The organism is Velazquezella soli, assembly GCF_977018685.1.
In genome coordinates this window covers 151449-169251 of the sequence record NZ_CDRNXF010000002.1, presented here as the reverse complement: position 1 = coordinate 169251, position 17803 = coordinate 151449, and the positions used below count along the sequence as shown (strand labels likewise).

General features: G+C 58.0%; 14 protein-coding genes and 1 pseudogene. 13 read left to right on the top strand and 2 right to left on the bottom strand.

Features of this window, described 5'->3' with window-relative positions; all coding sequences use genetic code 11:
- From AC0JZ8_RS02570 to AC0JZ8_RS02550, 5 genes are all read left to right on the top strand, one after another.
- A complete protein-coding gene (locus AC0JZ8_RS02570) occupies positions 1 to 3108 on the top strand; it encodes an efflux RND transporter permease subunit (RefSeq protein WP_471891635.1) in 3108 nt (1035 codons plus the stop codon).
- 96 nt (positions 3109 to 3204) lie between these two features.
- On the top strand, positions 3205 to 3630 hold the full coding sequence (locus AC0JZ8_RS02565) for an alcohol dehydrogenase catalytic domain-containing protein (protein ID WP_471891634.1): 426 nt from the start codon (positions 3205 to 3207) through the stop codon (positions 3628 to 3630).
- Positions 3624 to 4160 carry a quinone oxidoreductase family protein gene (locus AC0JZ8_RS02560; protein ID WP_471891633.1) on the top strand — a complete coding sequence of 179 codons (537 nt, stop codon included), beginning with the start codon at positions 3624 to 3626 and terminating at the stop codon, positions 4158 to 4160. The genes AC0JZ8_RS02565 and AC0JZ8_RS02560 overlap by 7 nt, the downstream gene beginning before the upstream one ends.
- Before the next feature lie 30 nt (positions 4161 to 4190).
- Complete coding sequence (locus tag AC0JZ8_RS02555; RefSeq protein ID WP_471891632.1) at positions 4191 to 4868, top strand: response regulator transcription factor; 678 nt, start codon at positions 4191 to 4193, stop codon at positions 4866 to 4868.
- Positions 4865 to 6193 carry a sensor histidine kinase gene (locus AC0JZ8_RS02550; RefSeq protein WP_471891631.1) on the top strand — a complete coding sequence of 443 codons (1329 nt, stop codon included), beginning with the start codon at positions 4865 to 4867 and terminating at the stop codon, positions 6191 to 6193. The genes AC0JZ8_RS02555 and AC0JZ8_RS02550 overlap by 4 nt, the downstream gene beginning before the upstream one ends.
- A gap of 52 nt (positions 6194 to 6245) precedes the next feature.
- Here AC0JZ8_RS02550 and AC0JZ8_RS02545 read toward each other — a convergent pair.
- Positions 6246 to 6539: pseudogene (locus AC0JZ8_RS02545) on the bottom strand (IS3 family transposase); the annotation flags it as partial.
- 1183 nt (positions 6540 to 7722) lie between these two features.
- Here AC0JZ8_RS02545 and AC0JZ8_RS02540 point away from each other — a divergent pair.
- The 4 genes from AC0JZ8_RS02540 (at position 7723) to ampC (ending at position 13031) form a co-directional block, all read left to right on the top strand.
- Complete coding sequence (locus AC0JZ8_RS02540) at positions 7723 to 8790, top strand: DMT family transporter (RefSeq protein WP_471891630.1); 1068 nt, start codon at positions 7723 to 7725, stop codon at positions 8788 to 8790.
- A gap of 311 nt (positions 8791 to 9101) precedes the next feature.
- Positions 9102 to 10553: an efflux transporter outer membrane subunit gene (locus AC0JZ8_RS02535; RefSeq protein ID WP_471891629.1), complete on the top strand. Its 1452-nt coding sequence runs from the start codon at positions 9102 to 9104 to the stop codon at positions 10551 to 10553.
- A 108-nt stretch (positions 10554 to 10661) separates the two neighbouring features.
- Positions 10662 to 11822, top strand: coding sequence for an SGNH/GDSL hydrolase family protein (locus AC0JZ8_RS02530; RefSeq protein WP_471891628.1), 1161 nt, complete (start codon positions 10662 to 10664; stop codon positions 11820 to 11822).
- A gap of 63 nt (positions 11823 to 11885) precedes the next feature.
- Positions 11886 to 13031, top strand: coding sequence for a class C beta-lactamase (gene ampC / locus AC0JZ8_RS02525; protein WP_471891627.1), 1146 nt, complete (start codon positions 11886 to 11888; stop codon positions 13029 to 13031).
- A gap of 164 nt (positions 13032 to 13195) precedes the next feature.
- On the opposite strand, the gene AC0JZ8_RS02520 is transcribed toward ampC, so the two are convergent.
- On the bottom strand, positions 13196 to 14119 hold the full coding sequence (locus AC0JZ8_RS02520; protein ID WP_471891626.1) for a LysR family transcriptional regulator: 924 nt from the start codon (positions 14117 to 14119) through the stop codon (positions 13196 to 13198).
- Positions 14120 to 14264: 145 nt separating this feature from the next.
- Here AC0JZ8_RS02520 and AC0JZ8_RS02515 point away from each other — a divergent pair, with 145 nt between their 5' ends.
- The 4 genes from AC0JZ8_RS02515 to AC0JZ8_RS02500 all read left to right on the top strand — a co-directional run bounded on the left by AC0JZ8_RS02515 (position 14265) and on the right by AC0JZ8_RS02500 (position 17780).
- Positions 14265 to 15254, top strand: coding sequence for a zinc-dependent alcohol dehydrogenase family protein (locus AC0JZ8_RS02515; RefSeq protein ID WP_471891625.1), 990 nt, complete (start codon positions 14265 to 14267; stop codon positions 15252 to 15254).
- A gap of 136 nt (positions 15255 to 15390) precedes the next feature.
- Positions 15391 to 16314 (top strand): LLM class oxidoreductase, encoded by a 924-nt coding sequence (locus tag AC0JZ8_RS02510; RefSeq protein ID WP_471891624.1) that lies wholly within the window; start codon positions 15391 to 15393, stop codon positions 16312 to 16314.
- A gap of 134 nt (positions 16315 to 16448) precedes the next feature.
- Positions 16449 to 17438, top strand: coding sequence for a zinc-dependent alcohol dehydrogenase family protein (locus tag AC0JZ8_RS02505; protein ID WP_471891623.1), 990 nt, complete (start codon positions 16449 to 16451; stop codon positions 17436 to 17438).
- 27 nt (positions 17439 to 17465) lie between these two features.
- Positions 17466 to 17780: an antibiotic biosynthesis monooxygenase family protein gene (locus AC0JZ8_RS02500; RefSeq protein ID WP_471891622.1), complete on the top strand. Its 315-nt coding sequence runs from the start codon at positions 17466 to 17468 to the stop codon at positions 17778 to 17780.
- Positions 17781 to 17803: the final 23 nt, after the last annotated feature.

The window sequence follows — 17803 nt, the reverse complement described above, 5'->3', positions numbered from 1 at the left end:
ATGTTCCTCACCCGCATCAGCGTCGCTCATCCGGTCTTCGCCACCATGATGATGGTCACGATCTTGGTCCTCGGGCTGTTTTCCTACAGCCGGCTCGGCGTCGACCAGTTCCCGGAGACCGACCTGCCGATCGTGGTGGTGACGGCCACCTATACCGGTGCATCTCCGGCGTCCGTCGAGAGCGAGGTTTCGAGACCGATCGAATCATCGCTGAACACGATCGGCGGCATCGACACGATTACCTCTGAATCCTACGAGGGGCGATCGATCGTCGTTGTTCAGTTCGATCTCGACGTCGATTCACAGGTCGCAGCACAGGAAGTGCGCGATCGGGTGACGCGGCTGGAGGCCGCATTCCCGGATGGCGTGGATACGCCGCAAGTCACGCGCTTCAATCCAGATGATCAGCCAATCCTGTCGGTCGCTGCATCCTCTCCGATAAGGACGCTGTCGGAGATCACGACGCTTGCCAACCGCGTCATCACCAACCGCCTCAACGTCATCTCCGGTGTCGGCCAAATTTCGCTGGTCGGCGGAAGCGAAAGGCAGGTTCTCATCGTCGTCGATCCGGACCGTCTCGAGGCTTACGGCGTCAGCGTGGTATCGGTCATGGATGCGATCCGGCGGGAAAACCAGGACAGGGCTGCCGGAACGCTGATCTCCGGCATCAACCAGCGGATCGTGACGGTTGAGGGCCGCATAGCGGACGCGGCCGGTTTCAACAGCATCATCGTCACTCAGAGTGGCGGCTATCCCGTTTACCTTTCCGACGTGGCAACCATTCTCGACACCGGCGCCGAGGTGACCAGCCGGGCGACCTATCAAGGGGCACCGTCGCTCGGGCTGGATATCGTCAAGGTTCAGGGCGCCAATACCGTCCAGGTGGCAGCCGCGCTCCGCCAGGAAATCTCGGCGCTGAATACCGAACTGACGAAAGAAAACGTCGAGCTGACGATAACCCGCGACAATTCACGCACGATCGCCGCACAGGTATCCGAAGTGCAGCGAACCCTGATCGAAGGCGGCGTGCTGACGGTACTGATCGTGTTTGTCTTCCTGAATTCCTGGCGTTCGACGGTCATCACCGGGCTGACGCTGCCGATCTCCGTCATCGGTACGTTCGCGGTGATCCATGCCTTGGGCTTTACGCTCAACACCATGACGCTGATGGCACTGTCGCTGTCGATCGGCATCCTCATCGATGACGCGATCGTCGTTCGCGAAAACATCACGCGGCATCTCAAAATGGGCAAAGATCACGTAAGGGCGGCGCTCGACGGGACCAACGAGATCGGCCTTGCCGTTCTGGCGACGACGCTCTGCATCGTTGCCGTGTTCCTGCCCGTCGCCTTCATGGGCGGCTTGATCGGCCGCTTCTTTCTGCAGTTCGGCGTCACCGTCGCCGTTGCCGTGATGATCTCGCTCTTCGTGTCCTTCACGCTCGATCCGATGCTGTCGAGCGTCTGGTACGATCCGGATTCGCAAAAGGACGCGAAGCGCGGTTTCTTCGGCCGGCTGGTCGAACGCTTCGATCGATGGTTTGAGGGGCTCGCACACCGATATCGATCCCTCATTCACTGGACCTTCGACCATCGAAAGACAACCATCGCTGTGGTCGTGGGCATGTTTGTCGCCAGCCTCATGCTCGTGCCACGAATTGGAGCGGAGTTCCTGCCGGCCGCCGATCAGGGCGAGATCAGCGTTTCGCTGGAAGCCAGCGAAGGCGCATCGCTCGACTACATGGCCGCGAAGGTGACCCAGGTCGAGCGGGCCTTGCGCGAATTTGACGACGTCGCGACGACCTATTCGACGATCAACTCCGGCGCTGCCCGCGGCTTCAACCAGGCCGTGGTTGCCGTGCAACTCGTGCCGAACCACCAGCGAAATCTGACCACCACTGCGAGCATCGAGCCCATTCGCGCGCGGCTCGCCAGCATAGCCGGCCTTCAGATCTCCGTTGGCCAGTCAACGGGCGTCGGCGGCTCCACGAAGCCGCTGCAGCTTTCGATCCTGGGTGATGGAGACCAGGAACTGCGGCGGATTTCCGACCAGATCACCGGCGCGCTGAGTTCCATTGCGGGTGCGGCGGAAGTCGAATCGTCGATCGAAAATACCCGGCCGTCGCTGGCGGTAAGGGTCCGCCGCGAGGCCGCAAGCGATCTCGGCGTTTCAATCGCGACCATTGGCGACACACTCCGACCGCTGGTTGCGGGGGACGCGATCTCCGTCTGGAATGCGCCGGATGGCGAGTCCTACGATATCGTCGTGCGCCTGCCCGCGTCTGGCCGGCGCGATGCAGCTCAGCTTCGCAACCTCACCATCGCCACCGGTCGCACCGACGAAAACGGCAAGCCGATCACGGTTCTACTGGACCAGGTTGCCGATGTCGTCGAAAGCACTGCGCCCGATGCGATCACCCGCAAGGATCTCTCCCGGGACGTTCGTATATCCAGCAATATCGAGGGCAGGCCGCTGGGAGATGTGACGGCGGACCTCACTGCTGCCATTGCCGAACTGAATATTCCGGCGGGCTACCGCATCTCGTTTGGCGGCGATGCCGAGAACCTGGCGGAGAGCCTAGGTTATGCCATGCAGTCGCTTATTCTGGCTGTTATCTTCATATATATCATCCTGGCATCGCAATTCGGCTCGTTCATCCAGCCGATCGCCATCATGATGACACTGCCGTTATCGCTGGTTGGCGTTTTGGTGGGACTGCTGCTGACAGGATCGACGCTCAACATGTTCTCGATGATCGGGCTCATCATGCTGATGGGGCTGGTGACGAAGAATGCGATCCTGCTGGTCGATTATTCCAATCTGGGCGTGCGCGAGGGCAAGGATCTGCGCCAAAGCCTTGCCGATGCTGGCGCGGTCCGGCTGAGGCCGATCGTCATGACAACGCTTGCGATGATCTTCGGCATGCTGCCGATGGCGCTGGGGGTCGGTGAAGGCGGCGAGCAGCGGGCTCCGATGGCGCACGCGGTGATTGGCGGGTTCATTTCGTCGACCCTGCTCACCCTCGTCTTCGTGCCCGTCGTGCTTACCTATCTCGACGGCTTGTCACGTCGCATAATAGGCTGGCTCGGCCAAGGGTCTACCGGGTAAAAGAAGGTTCTCACAGGCACGTCGTCTCTTCAGTAAGGGAGACTTAAGGCCGCACGGTTCCTCGCGCGACCGCTCATTCAAACAAAGGACCATCCGATGAAAGCAGCGATCTACGACGAGCCGGGTGCACCTGGTGTCTTCCGATATGTCGACCTGCCGGATCCCGTACACGGACCGGACGACGTCCTGATCTCGGTGGAGGCGGTCTCGATCGAAGGCGGCGACCTCATCAACCAGCGTGCATCACCACCGCCGCACCCGTCCTTCGTGGTTGGATACGCCGCTGCGGGAACAGTCGCAGCCGTCGGTGCCAATGTCCGCGGCCGCGTTGTCGGCGACCGGGTGACCAGCTTCGACATGCAGGGATCGCATGCCAGCATGAGAGCGGTGCCTGCCTCGCGGACGTGGTTAGTCCCGAACGACCTGGGCATGCCGGAAGCGGCATCGCTTCCGATCTCGTTCGGCACGGTACACCATTGTCTGTTTGCAAGAGCCGCACTCGCCAAGGGTGAACCGTGCTGATCCAAACGGCGGCGGGCGGTGTTGGTCTCGCCGCAGTCCAGCTGGCGTCCCAGACGGGCGCGACCGTGATCGCCGTTGCCAGCGGCATCGAAAGAAGAGACCGCTTGCTGGAACTCGGCGCCCACCATCTTATCGATCGCCGAGCAGAGGAGGTTGTCGGCGCGGTCCTGCGCGTCACGGGCGACGCCGGTGCGGATATCGTCATCGACCCGGTCGGAACTACCTTGCAGGCTTCGCTGGCAGCGCTTGCTCCCGAGGGACGCCTCGTATTTTCCGGGAATGCCGGCGACGGCGATCTTTCGGTCGATCTATGGGCCATGCAGGCCAATAAATCGCTCCTTGGCGTGTTCATTGGACCGCTTCTAGAGCGGCCGGCAGTTCGCGCGACAATTGACCAGATGCTTGAGGCTGCGGCTGCAAGGCGTATCCAGGTGGTGGTCGAACGCGTGTTCCCGCTTGCCGAGGCCGCGGCAGCGCATGCCTTCGCGGAGACGGCCAACCCTCTTGGTCGGGTTGTTATAAAGCCTTGATGATCTTGCTCATACCCAACAGGAGGATCCATGAGACTGCTGCTTGTTGAAGATGAAATCGAGATGGCACGGGCGCTGTCGGTCATCCTGGTTCAGCACCACTACGTCGTTGATCATATCCAGACCATCGAGGATGCCCGTGAGGCCATCCGGTCAAAGGTTCACAATGCCATCATCCTTGATCGGCACCTGCCCGACGGCGACGGTCTGGCGTTCCTGCGCGAGATGCGGGACGTGGGAAACACCACGCCGGTGATTGTCCTGACGGCACGCAATGCGGCAACCGACCGCATTCTCGGCCTTAATGACGGCGCGGATGACTATCTTGGAAAGCCGTTCCTGGCCGACGAACTGGTGGCAAGGCTGCGGGCAATCGTCCGGCGTTCGGACAGTTACGAGAGCCGGACCATCGAGGAAGGAAATGTCTGCCTCGATCTCGATCATAAGGAGGCAAGGATCGGCGACACGATTATCGCCTTGTCCCGTCGTGAAATGCTGGTTCTCGAGATGTTCATGCGACGGGCAGGTCGAACCGTTCTGCGCAGTGCGCTGGAAGACGCCGTCTATGGGTATGACGACGAGATTCAGTCCAATGCGCTGGACAGTCACGTTTCGCGTCTTCGCAAGAAGCTGGCCGATAGCGGCGCAAGCGTGGAAATTCACAGCATTCGCGGTCTTGGTTATCTCTTCAAGGCCATGGGAACATGAATATGCTCAGCCGAAAATCCCTGAAGGGCCAGATTGTCTGGCGCTTCTCGCTGGTTCTTGGCGCACTGCTGATAGCGTTGAACCTCGGCTTCCTTGTCGTGGTTTTACTTCTTGTTCCCCCGACGAATGACGCTGACCGGAAGATGAGGCCGATCATCGCGAATGCCATGCGACAGGAGAATGATCGGCTGGTTGTCGTCGAAACGGAAGACCTGCTCAAAACAAAAAAGGATTTTCCGACGTTCTGGTTCGCGGCGGTCCATACAGACGGCCGGCTGGCGCGCTACGGCGATGTTCCCCTTGAATTTGATGGAGTGATCGGAATACTGAACTCGTTCCAGCACTTCGATGTCCGTGGCAGCGAAGGCTCGCGGATTACAGCAAGTTTCGCCGAGCTCGACACAAGTGCCGGCACGCTAAAAGTGGTCTACGGCGGAAAGGCCACGCCCGGTTCCTTACGATTCAACGTGCTGCTAGGCATGAGCATCCTCTACATTCCGTTCACGCTCATTCCGATCGGCCTGGTGTTCCTGGCGCTGCCGTTCCTGGTCGGCAAGGCACTCTCCGGACTGAAGACGACGATCCGCCGTGCTGCGTCGATCGATGCTCACAGTCTCGGCGCTCGGCTGCCCAAGGACGACGTTGTCGAGGAACTTCATCCTTTGATCACAGCGTTCAATTCAGCGCTGGCGCGCATTGACGACGAGGTCAATCAGCGTCAGCGCTTTTTTGCCAATGCCGCCCATGAGCTGAGAACTCCGATCGCCATCCTGCAGACGCGGCTGGAGGGGATTGCGGCCGGGACGGACAAGGCGAGACTGCTTCTCGACGTCGGTCGGCTTGCCGCAACCGCTGAACAGCTTCTCGACATGCAGCGCTTCGCCGGCGTCTTTTCCTGGGCGGACGTCGATCTCGTCTCGCTTTGCGAGACGGTCGTGGCGGACTGTGCGCCGCTGGCGATCGATGCGGGATACGAGCTCGAAATCAAAGCCGCGGTAAAGGTCTTCGTAGTGCACGGTGACCGCGATTCGCTCGAACGGGCCATCACCAACCTCGTGATGAATGCAGTCGAGCACGGCGGCGGCTCAGGAAAAATCCTTGTCGAGGTCGGGCACGACGGGGCGATCGAAATCGCCGACGAGGGACCGGGTATTCCCGACCATGAGCGAGACAGGGTGTTCGAGCCCTTCTACCGGACAAGGCCAAAACCCACAGGGGCGGGCCTTGGTCTGAGTATCGTCCGTCAGATCGCGATGGTTCACAAAGGGGAGGTCAGCATTGTTCGACAGGCCAAGGGCGCCCGCTTCAGGCTCATTCTGGGGTAAGGATGTCATGATGCTTGGGCGACCCATATCCAAAATGCGTTGAGTTGATGGGTCGGAAGCCTCGGCGGACACCCGACCGCAGCTTCATTCCTCGTATCCGCACTCCTAGTGTCTGTTCCGCGACAACTTCTGTCAGATCGCGCATTTCACAGCGCAGAACCTCCACCTCATCGGAGGTTGCTGAATATGCCGTATCCCGGACCAGCCGCTCTTGCCGGCTTCCAGAATTTCCTTCGACCAACTATATTAAAGGCTCTCAGCAATGCCTTCGCCACGGCAAAGAGTGGCAATGCTTTCATCTCCGCTCAGGCCAATGCTTGCGCGTCGCACGGCGGATATCCTTGATAACGTGTTCGGGTCAAGTTTCTGCGGGCTGGCTTTCTGCATCATCACCGCCTCCTCTAATCGAGCCACCATTATATAGAAATCTTCTCCTTTTGATTAGAGCTGCTTGGCACGCGACCGTCCTCAGTCGGTGAACTGGGCCAGAGGCTCGGTATGGATACTGGCACGATTACCCCAATCGTAAAACGGCTGGAGCATCTGGGCTGATCACTAGGAGGCGGGATAAACAGGATGAACGACGGGTGATGGTGGATTTGACCTCCGCTGGGGAGGATCTCTGTGAAAGCATAAGTTCGATCCCGCACCAGATCGAAACGGCATGTCAAATTAGCAACGAACGAGCTGAGGAATTACGCGAAGCTTTGGACGGAGTAGGGCGCCCGCAGGCAAGTTGATTTCGAGTGTTTCGAGGCAACCTCGGCGTCACCGACCAAATTTCGGGCTTTGGCGATCGCATTGCAGTCGTGTTTGGCGTCCCGAACGGCCTGGCGTCCAGACGTCAAATCCTTGAGCAGTGCATCCCTTATGGGCTTTTCAAGTGTTGGATCAACCTTGCGCGACCGCCGCCTGCGCACAACAAAATATCGCCCGTCGGGCGAAGCAGGATAATTGTCCGACATTATCCCAGCGCTTGCCGTTGATCGATCATCCGCCGCCTACCTTGTTCTAGAGCATAGTGATGCGGGGAGATTGGTCATGCTCGTGCTTGATGATTACAGCAGAAGTAATGCTGGCCCTCGACCATTTTTGCGGCTTATTCTGCCGCTCGTCCTCTTGAGCCTGCAGGACGTCGGCTTCTACAGGATCTGGCGAGTCGGTATTCGGTTTCCCGTCGGCGAGTAAGTGCCAAGCAATAAAACGTGCTATGCGGCGGTGTCTAGTGCGATAGGACTATCTAATAGCCAGGGCGTCCCAATCTTTCTCAGGCTTACATTCCTCGTCTGCGTTGAAGAGGGAGCGGGGAGATTCAAGGATTAATTACGGGTACTTACCGACAGGTAAGTACCTGACCCTATATGGTTTAATTTGTAAACAAGATGAAAAGTATTGCAAGATTCTATTATACGTTTAACTATGTAGTTGTATTCGACCCAAATCTTTAAGGTATCCGTCAGGGTGATCTCAAACTTCCAGATGGCGTCCTCCGAGCAACGGGCAAAAAGTGCGACGCGCCGTGCTGCGACGTGTGGCAGCTCGGGGATGGCAAAGTAAAGTCGTTCCATTGCTACATTAATCTTGTCGCTATCCTGAGAAGCCAAAAAGGTGAACGAGATAAATCTGTCTCGTATTGCGGAGGAGGAGAAAAGCTGAATGGAGAATGGGCATGGTGTGAAGTGAGCTCAAAAAATGACAGTTCTTTATATTCAAACAGTGAACGTCAACTGACTAAGGCAAGGTGGACTTTGCTTGGGGCGCTGGCCATCCCGCTCTGGTCAACCTGGCCACTTCTCGCGACCTTATCGTCCACTGTGCCACCCATCGCCTCACGGCTTCCTACCTTCCAATTGTTGACTATTGCCTTTGGCACGGGCGCGGTGCTGCTAGGTGTAATCGATCGAACCAACGCCCAGCCTACAAGCATCCGAAATGTCCGGTGGTTGGCTGTGCTCATGGCTGTCATAGGACTTCTGGGCTCGAATGCGCTTTACGTTTTTGCAATGCACCTCATACCGCCGGCACAGGCAAACCTAATATCCTACCTGTGGCCAATTATGATCGTAGTGTTGGCAAGCAGCCTACACTTGATAGACATGAATCGGCGAAGAATGCTCGCAGTCGCAACTGGCTTGGCGGGTGCCGCGCTTGTCATCGGTGGAAGTGGTTTCACGCTATCCTGGCTCGGCATTGGTTTTGCCTTGGGGAGTGCCGTTGCGTGGGCCTCCTTCTGCATATTCCGTATGGTTGAAGGTGATACTGCAAGGCCGGTTTTGACCTTGGGATTTGCAGGGTCTGCGCTCGTTGCTGCAGCTCTGCACGTACTTACTGAAACGACAGTCACCCCATCAGCGTCATCCCTCCTGCTCGCGTTGCTAGTCGGAACTATGCCACTCGGACTAGGTGCGATCCTGTGGGACAACGGGTTGCGGCGCGGGGAGCAGCATTTATTGGCAACAATGGCGTATGCCACACCTCTCCTAAGTGCAGTGATTCTGCTGGCATTTGGATTTGTGACGCTCAGTAGCGGCCTGCTTGTAGGCGGTATGCTGATTGTTGCCGCAGGGATACTGTCCGGCAGCAGCTTCGGGGAGTAGATTTCGATATGCGTCGACAGTTCGCTGGAGACGTCGGGCGCATAGCCATCGTTCGAGCGCCCCCAGTCTCGCGCTGGCAGGCGTGGGAGAAAGGCCAAGATCGCGGGCCGTCGCGCTGATGGAGCTGAGCGTTACGCACAAACAGGTTCATGTCAGCTGCGTCCAAGGAACCGCCTGCGATGCACTCCGCGAGGCTGAAAACGGGCGGAGCCTTTGGTATAACTATCGGTTATGGCACCCATACCCTCCTCAACTATGGACGCGGTTGCGTGACTGTGCTGTTTTCGCCTGAAATGAGTGCCATCCAACGTATGACATCTATTCGCGTAGCCGCCCCTCTCGTCACACTCCTCCTTTCCGGCTGCGTGGTCGGACCGAACTATCGGGCCCCGGAAGTGTCCCTTCCTTCAAAGTTTGCCGAGGGCGGGCAGACGAGCAACAGCGACGTTTCCATGAAGGCTTGGTGGACGGCGTTTTCCGACACCCGCCTGAACGACTACATGCAGACGGGCCTGTCGCAGAACCTCGGCGTTCTTCAGGCCCTGGAACGCATCAATCAGGCCCAGGCGTCCGTCGTCAGTGCAGGCGCCGGCGGTCTTCCTTCACTCGATATCGATGCTCAGGGCGAGCGCAGCGGCAGCAAGGACATCGGCGGGCGGCTCGGTCCAACAACATCAACACCCCCGCAATCATCCGCCGTCGGTGGAGCCAGCGCGTCCTGGTTCCTGGATCTGTTCGGCCTTTACCGCCGCAGCAAGGAATCGGCTCTTGCCAATCTCGACGCCTCCTATGCAAGTGTCGACGTTGCGCGCCTGAGCCTGCTTTCGCAGGTTGCCGCAGCCTATATCGATGTTCGCTACTATCAGGAGCGTATCGCGATCACCAAAAAGAACCTCGGTTCTCGCCGTGAAACGCTTGATCTCACCAAGCTTCAGCTCGAAGCCGGTGCTGCCTCCAGGCTCGACGTGGTACAGGCGGAAGGTCTCGTCAATTCGACGCTTTCGGAACTTCCGGGTCTCGAAACCCAGTATCGCACGGCGGCCCATCGCATCGCGACCTTGCTGGGCATGCCTGCATCCGCATTGCTTCCCGAACTTCAGGCCGGCGCCCGCCAGCCGGCGGCGCGTTACAGCACCAAGTCCGGCATCCCGGCCGACCTGATCCGCAATCGCCCCGACATTCGTGCTTCCGAGCGCGCGCTGGCAGCGGCCGTGGCTCAGATCGGCGTTGCCGAAGCACAGCTCTATCCGGCGATTACGCTCGGTGGCTCCATCTCGCCATCCTACACCCGCGTTGCTAGCGCTGGCGAACGTGGCGCCTTGTCCTGGTCCTTTGGTCCAGCGCTGATCCTTCCGATCTTCGATGGCGGCGCCCTGCGTGCCAACGTCAAGTCGTCCGGTTCGTCCGCCCGCGAAGCCTATCTGTCCTGGAAGCAGAAGGTTCTCGATGCCGTCGAGGAAGTCGAGAACGCGCTTGCCGCCGTTGCCCGCGATGGCCGCACCGTGGCGGCGCTCCGTGCGACCGTGAAATCCTATGAGGAAGCGCTGCAGCTCGCGACCGCCAGCTATCGTGATGGCGCCTCCTCGCTGCTCGACGTTCTCGACGCACAGCGCGAAGTCTCCACCGCCCAGGCAAGTCTGGCCCAGGCCGTACAGCAGATGGCGCAGGACTATGTCTCGCTCAACGTCGCACTCGGTGGCGGCTATGCATTCGGATCTCCGACGGCACAGGTGGCCTCCGCCAAGCTGGTTCTAAAAAACTAATGACGTCGTCGTTCGAAGACAATGTGGCCGAGATGTCTGCCCGCTCTACCAACTAAGACATCAAGCAAACGTCTCAATTGTTTTACTCGAAAAATACAGAAATTACAGATGGACAACCTCACGTTATCGACGCCGATTACCGAACCCTTAGTCCGTGGGTTCGTTGAACTGGAGCAGACGCCCTTCGGTGTGTTACCGCATCGGCTGCCCACCAAGGCAAGGGCGCAATTCTCGGACCCACTTCTTACAATGGTGGAGACAGAGCCGTCTGGCCTTCGGCTAGTGTTTAAAACAGAAGCGACAGATATTGCTCTGGACGTTTTACCCATCCGTCGGCAGATTACTGGCGTTCCGCCACGGCCGAACGGGATCTATGAGCTGTACATTGACGGACAGATGACAGCTCAGCAGTCCGCCATTGAAGCATCGATCCTGCGGATCGACCTGTCTTCAGGAACCACGACTCGCGAGCAGGGATCCGTCCAAACCCTGCAGTTCAGCGGTCTAGCCTATGGCGAGAAGCTGGTCGAGATTTGGCTGCCGCACAACGAAATTACCGAGATCGGAGGCTTGCGCACGAACGCTCCCGTTCGGCCGCTTGTCAGTACAGGGACACCGGTCTGGCTTCACCATGGCAGCTCGATTAGCCAAGGGTCGAACGCTACCTCTCCGACAGGTACGTGGCCCGCCGTCGCAGCGAGACTGACCGGCCAAGACCTTGTGAACCTGGGGTTCGGCGGCAATGCACTGCTTGATCCTTTCATGGCTCGAACAATTTGTGACGTCCCCGCCGATCTTATCAGCATTAAGATGGGGATTAACCTCGTTAATTTAGACGTAATGCGACTGCGGGCGTTTGGCCCTGCGGTGCATGGCTTTCTCGACAGAATCCGAGAAGGTCACTCCGAAACACCACTTCTGGTTATTTCACCGATTTATTGCCCGATCCATGAAACAACGCCTGGTCCGGGAGTATTTGATTTCCAGGCGCTGGCAACGGGACAATCAAAGTTTTTAGCCTCCGGACGGCCTGAAGAGGTTGCAATGGGAAAACTGACTCTTACCGTCATCCGTGAACATCTTCAGTCCATTGTTGAAAGGCGGGCAAGGGACGATGCAAACATCCATTATCTAGACGGGCGTGAATTATACGGCGAAGAGGACCACGGTCGCCTACCGCTACCAGATAGACTGCACCCTGATGCAGAAACCCACCGCCTGATAGGCGAGCGGTTTGCTCCGTTGCTGCGACGCAAATGGTGCCGATGACTCAGCAAAGTGCGCCTGATAGTCGGCGTAGCGTCGATTTTGACTGAAAACAAGGAGTGTGACATGAAGCGGTATTGGCATCTTTTTGCATCTGCGACGCTTTTCTTAGCATCCCTTACGCCGACGGTGCGAGCGGATGACTTTATCGAGAGCGCTAAAGCGTCATTCGATCCCGTTGTGAAAGAATACGACATTCCCGGCTTGGTGGTCGGTGTCACACGAAACGGCAAGCACGATTTTTACGCGGTTGGGCTGGCATCACGTGCTGACAACCAGCAGGCCACCCCTGACAGTCTGTTCGAGCTCGGCTCGATGAGTAAAATCTTCACCGCCACAATGGCGGCCCTTGCTGAGGAGCGTGGGAAACTCAGCCTGGATGACACGGTCGCACATCACATTTGTGCCGACGCATGCGCGATCGGTGAAAATTTGACTTTAATGGACTTGGCTACGCATCACTCGGGTGGACTGCCTCTGCAAATACCGGACAACATCACCGATACTGATGGTCTCATCACATGGCTCAAGAGCTGGCGGCCGCCCCAGCCGGAAAAGCGAAGCTACTCAAACATCAGCATAGGCATGCTAGGTTACATTACAGGCAAAGCGTTTGGAACAACTTACAAGCAGGCGGCGCAAGATCTGCTGTTCCCGGCACTCGGCCTTACCAACACATGGATCGACGTTCCGAAAAGTGAGATGAGCCAATACGCTTATGGTTATGACCGCAAGACTAACGCACCCATTCGCGTAAACCCGGGGGTTTTGGACGCCGAAGCTTACGGCGTGAAGTCGAGCGCGCGCGACATGCTCACAGTGCTGGATGTTGAACTAGGAGGCGGGAAGATCGATGGTGAGCTGCGAAAGGCTGTTGAGCGTACTCAGGAGGAACAATTCAGTACGGTTTTTTTCTCACAGGCGATGATTTGGGAGACTTACCCTTGGCCCGCTAATTTGCAAACGATGCTGACTGGAAATGGCTACGACTTCATTATGAAGCCTCAACCTTTCGAGAAAATTAATCTGCAGATCACCGGTAGAAAAGATGTGATCCTTAACAAGACCGGTTCAACGAATGGCTTTGGCGGTTACATTGCTATGGTGCCAAGCCAAAGCATTGGTGTTGTTGTCCTTGCAAACAGAAACTTCCCAAATGAAGCTCGCGTGAAAGCAACTTTATCGTTGATCGGCGATTTGACAGGGAAATAGCGTCCATGTCGTTCCAAGTGGCTAGAAACGTGCTTTATAAAAACGCCCTGATGCTGAACACATCACCCGTCGCCGAGGAACGGTCCATGGCGTGTTAACACGCGCGGGCTGCGGGATATAAGACAAAGTCGCGCTTGACTAAGTCTAACGCTTGGAACGGGTTCTCACCTCCTCAACAAAGATCGTTCCAAACCTTGGTCCCAATATGGTTGAGTTCCGAATCGATTGACGAGCCAGTCGATGAACACCCGCACTTTCGGCGCCAGCTCGCGGGAACTTGGGTATATTGCCCATAGCGTCTGGGTTGAGATCAGCGGATATTCGGGTAGCGCTGGCACGAGGGCACCGGACCGGAGCTCGTCCGATGCGCACCAAGTCGCCATCAGAGCAATACCAAGCCCTGAAGAGGCTGCGTCTCGCACGGCGGCCCCGTCATTGATGCGAAGGCTTGGGGTAACGCGGCGCTCAATCACCTCGCCATCTTTCCCACGAAACGTCCAGAGATCGAGCGTGCCGACAACAAGGCAGGCATGCTTCGCTAAGTCGTCGGGAGTGTTTAGCCGCCCGCGTTGCTCGATGTACTGGGGCGACGTAACCAGCACTCGATGGTCCGGCGCAAGTCGCCGCGCAATGAATGACGAGTCGCTGAGCTCTGTATAACGAACCGCCACATCGAACGCACCTTCGACGAGATCGACGATGCTGTCCGAAATGCGAAAATCGAGAGCCAGTTCAGGAAATTGCCTGCAGAAGTCGGGCAGACCTGGCACGATATGCATGCGCGCGAAAGATGCCGGAGCCGCTACCCGCAATGTGCCTCGGGGCGCGGCTTGCTCTCGCCCGAGCGCCGCTCGAGCGGATCCTGCAGCCAGCACAAGGTGTTCTGCGTGCGGTAGGAATGCAAGACCGTCCTCGGTCAAGGTCGCCTGTCGCGTCGTACGATGGAGAAGTCTGGCGCTGAGTTTGCGCTCGAGTGATGCGAGTCTGGCGCTGGCTCCTGCCGGCGTCAGACCTAAATCGCGAGCCGCGGCGCTGATGCTGCGAAGTTGGGCGATGCGTACGAACAAGTTTAAATCGTCAACGTCCATGACACCACTTTCAAAATTTTGTTGAAACTGATCCTAAGACAGGCCTGCTACTGAAAGCAATCACGGAAGTCTAAATACGAGACATCGAGACGGCGCCATTTTCTGAGGGCGCCGTCAGTGTTCTTCTAATGAAACGGATATCATCATGACCAATACTATGAAGGCAGCCGTCCTCACCCGTTTCGGTGGCCCGGACGTATTCGAAATTCGCGACGTGCAAGTGCCGACAGTGGGTTCGCGCCAAATACGAGTGCGGGTGCATGCGACCGCTGTTAATCCACTTGACTACCAGATCCGCCGCGGCGACTACACTGACTATGTGCCGTTGCCCGCAATCATCGGACACGACATCTCAGGCGTGGTTGAGGAACCGGGTTCAGACGTTGATGAGTTCGCCGTTGGTCATGAAGTCTATTACACACCGAAGATCTTCGGCGGGGCCGGCTCATACGCAGAGCAACACGTCGCCGACGTAGAGCTCGTCGGCCGCAAGCCTCGCAATATTACGCACCTCGAAGCTGCGAGCTTGACGCTCGTTGGCGGCACGGTTTGGGAGGCATTCAACCAGCGCGCACAGCTTAAGGCAGGCGAAACAATCCTCATTCATGGCGGCGCTGGTGGCGTTGGCACGATTGCCGTTCAGGTAGCCAAGGCGATTGGCGCACGGGTAATCACGACGGCGCTCTCCCGAGACCACGAGTTCGTGCGCTCGCTCGGTGCCGACGAGGCCATCGACTTCACCGCGGAAGACTACGTGGAGGCGGTGACCCGGCTGACCGGAGGGGAGGGTGTGAACGTCGTTTTCGACACCATCGGCGGTGACACGCTCACACGAAGCCCTCTCGCTCTGGCGGATGCCGGACGTGTGGTCAGTCTCGTCGATATCGCGCAGCCGCAGAACCTCATAGAGGCCTGGGGCAAGAACGCAGCCTATCATTTCGTGTTCACCCGACAAAATCGCGGCAAGCTCAATGCGCTCACGGACCTGGTCGAGCGCGGTCTGGTAAAGCCCGTCATAGGCGCCACACTGCCGCTTGCCCGCATCGGGGAAGCCCACGATTTGTTGGAAAACGGCTCCGCGCGCGGATTGCGCGGCAAGGTCGTGATCGACGTGTCGGGCGAGGCGAGTGCCTAACGCGACATCTGGAACATCGCGCGGACGGTCGAAGGACAACCCGACCGTCCGTCTCAGGAAGGATAAAACAATGAATATAGGCCCATCGCGGGTCGAAAATACCGGGCGCAACCCTTTTGGCCGCGGCTACGCGTCGATGTTCGCGCCCAAGCAGTTGACGGTCGGGGTCTATTTTCCGATCGAGTCTTTCGACGGACCCGAGCCGAGTATGCAAGACCAGATCGAGCTTGCCCAGCAAGCCGAGCGTCTCGGTTTTGCTGCGCTCTGGGCGCGGGACGTGCCGCTGAACGACCCGAGCTTCGGCGATCTGGGCCAGATCTACGACCCTTTCGTCTGGCTCGCGACGATCGCGGCGCACACGTCCAGCATCGCCCTCGCTACAGGTGCCATCATCCTGCCGCTCCATCACCCCATTGATGTCGCCAAGGCGGCCGCGTCGCTCGATCGCCTATCCGGCGGACGTTTCGTGTTCGGCGTTGCTTCGGGCGATCGTCCGGTCGAGTACCCGGCCTATGGCCGCGATGCGAACCTGCGTGGCGAACTCTTCCGCGAAGCATTCGACTATGTCGAGGTGTTGCTGACGAAGCGTTTTCCGGTCCACGTGTCGGCGCACTATGGGCGGCTGGCGGCCGGCGGCGATCTCGTGCCAAAACCTCTTTCGCGCCGGCAGCCCACCCTCGTTACGGGGCAAAGCCAGCAATCGCTGGACTGGATCGCGCAGCGTAGCGATGGCTGGCTCACTTATCCGCGGGACTTAGTTCAGCAGGCGCAGGTCGCCTCGCATTGGCGCGAAACAGTCGACCGCCTTGGAGCAGGGTTCAAGCCAATTGCTCAATCGCTCTACGTCGATCTGGCCGCAGATCCGAATACGCCGCGAAGACCCATCCATCTCGGATATAGGGTGGGCCGGCGGGGTCTAGCCGATCTGTTGGGCGACCTCCGCTCAAGTGGGATCAACCACGTCGCGCTGAACCTCAAGTTCAGCCGGAGACCGGTAGCCGATGTTCTCGATGAGATCGGAACTGAAGTCATTCCAAATTTCTGCATCAGTGGCCCATGAACCGCGCGGCCGCTGTCAAGACAAAGCCCTGACAGCATCTCTGATCAACGCCTGCAAACTGGCAAGACCCCCGTTGTTACGGACGATGCCGACAATCCGCAGTTTTCACCTTTGCCAAAACAGGGAACCTTACAATGAAAGCGATGACACTCAAATCTTTCGGCGGCCCAGAATCGTTCGAGCTCTCCGAACTACCAAAGCCAGATCCCCAGGCGGGGCAAGTTTTGGTCCGCGTCCATGCCACGTCGATCAATCCCTTGGATTATCAGGTTCGGCGAGGCGACTATCGTGATTATGTACCATTGCCGGCCATTACCGGTCATGACGTATCCGGCGTTGTCGAAGCCGTTGGTCCAGGGGTAAAGGCGTTCGCTCCGGGAGACGAGGTCTGGTACACGCCGCAAATCTTTGATGGTCCGGGCAGCTATGCCGAGTATCACGTCGCCAACGAAAACATTATCGGACGCAAACCCAAGTCTCTAAGCCATCTCGAAGCAGCAAGCCTCAGCCTGGTTGGCGGCACGGCGTGGGAGGCTCTGGTCTCGCGTGCGGCTCTAAGAGTAGGAGAGAGCATCCTGATCCATGGCGGCGCGGGAGGGGTCGGTCATGTGGCGATCCAGGTCGCGAAAGCCATAGGCGCGAAGGTATTCACGACCGTACGCGAAGATAACTTGGACTTTGCACGGAGCATTGGGGCCGATGTGGTCATTGACTACAGGAAAGAAGACTACATCGATGCCATCATGCGGGAAACGGATGGCCGCGGGGTTGATGTCGTCTTCGATACGCTCGGCGGCGATACATTAACCCACAGCGCAAAAGTGCTTGCACAGCTTGGCCGTGTTGTCTCGATCGTGGACATCGCACAGCCACAGAACCTCATCGAGGCTTGGGGCAAGAATGCAAGTTACCACTTCGTGTTCACACGGCAGAACCAAGGCAAGCTCGATGAACTCGCCACTTTGGTTGAACGTGGTCAGCTCCGGCCGCATGTGGGCGCTGTCTATGCCCTCGCTGATCTCTCCCTCGCACATGCACTGCTCGAAACCCCAAACAACGGTGTCCGCGGCAAGATCGCGATCGCGGTCGACCCGTCGGCTGAGCCTGCACGGGCAGCTTCATAAACCCTTAAAACCTGGAAAGGTGCAATCATGATTTATGAGATCGCGGTGCTCACCGTTCACAAGGAGCAAACTGAAACGTTTAGACAAGCATTTTCCGACGTGGTTCCGTTACTTAGCAGCGCTCAGGGTTACCGAGGCCACGTTCTGGCGCAAGGGATCGAAACGCCAGAAGTTTTCAATCTTATCGTGCAGTGGCGCTCGCTTGAGGATCACACGCCGGGCTTCGAAGCGAGCGAAGATCATGAGGTATTCATGAGAGGCATACAGGAATATTTCTCGGAGGAACCGACGATCAGCCATTTCGAAGGCACAGCTTTTTGGGCAAGCGGACGTGATGACTGAGAGGCCGCCGCAAACTGGATAAA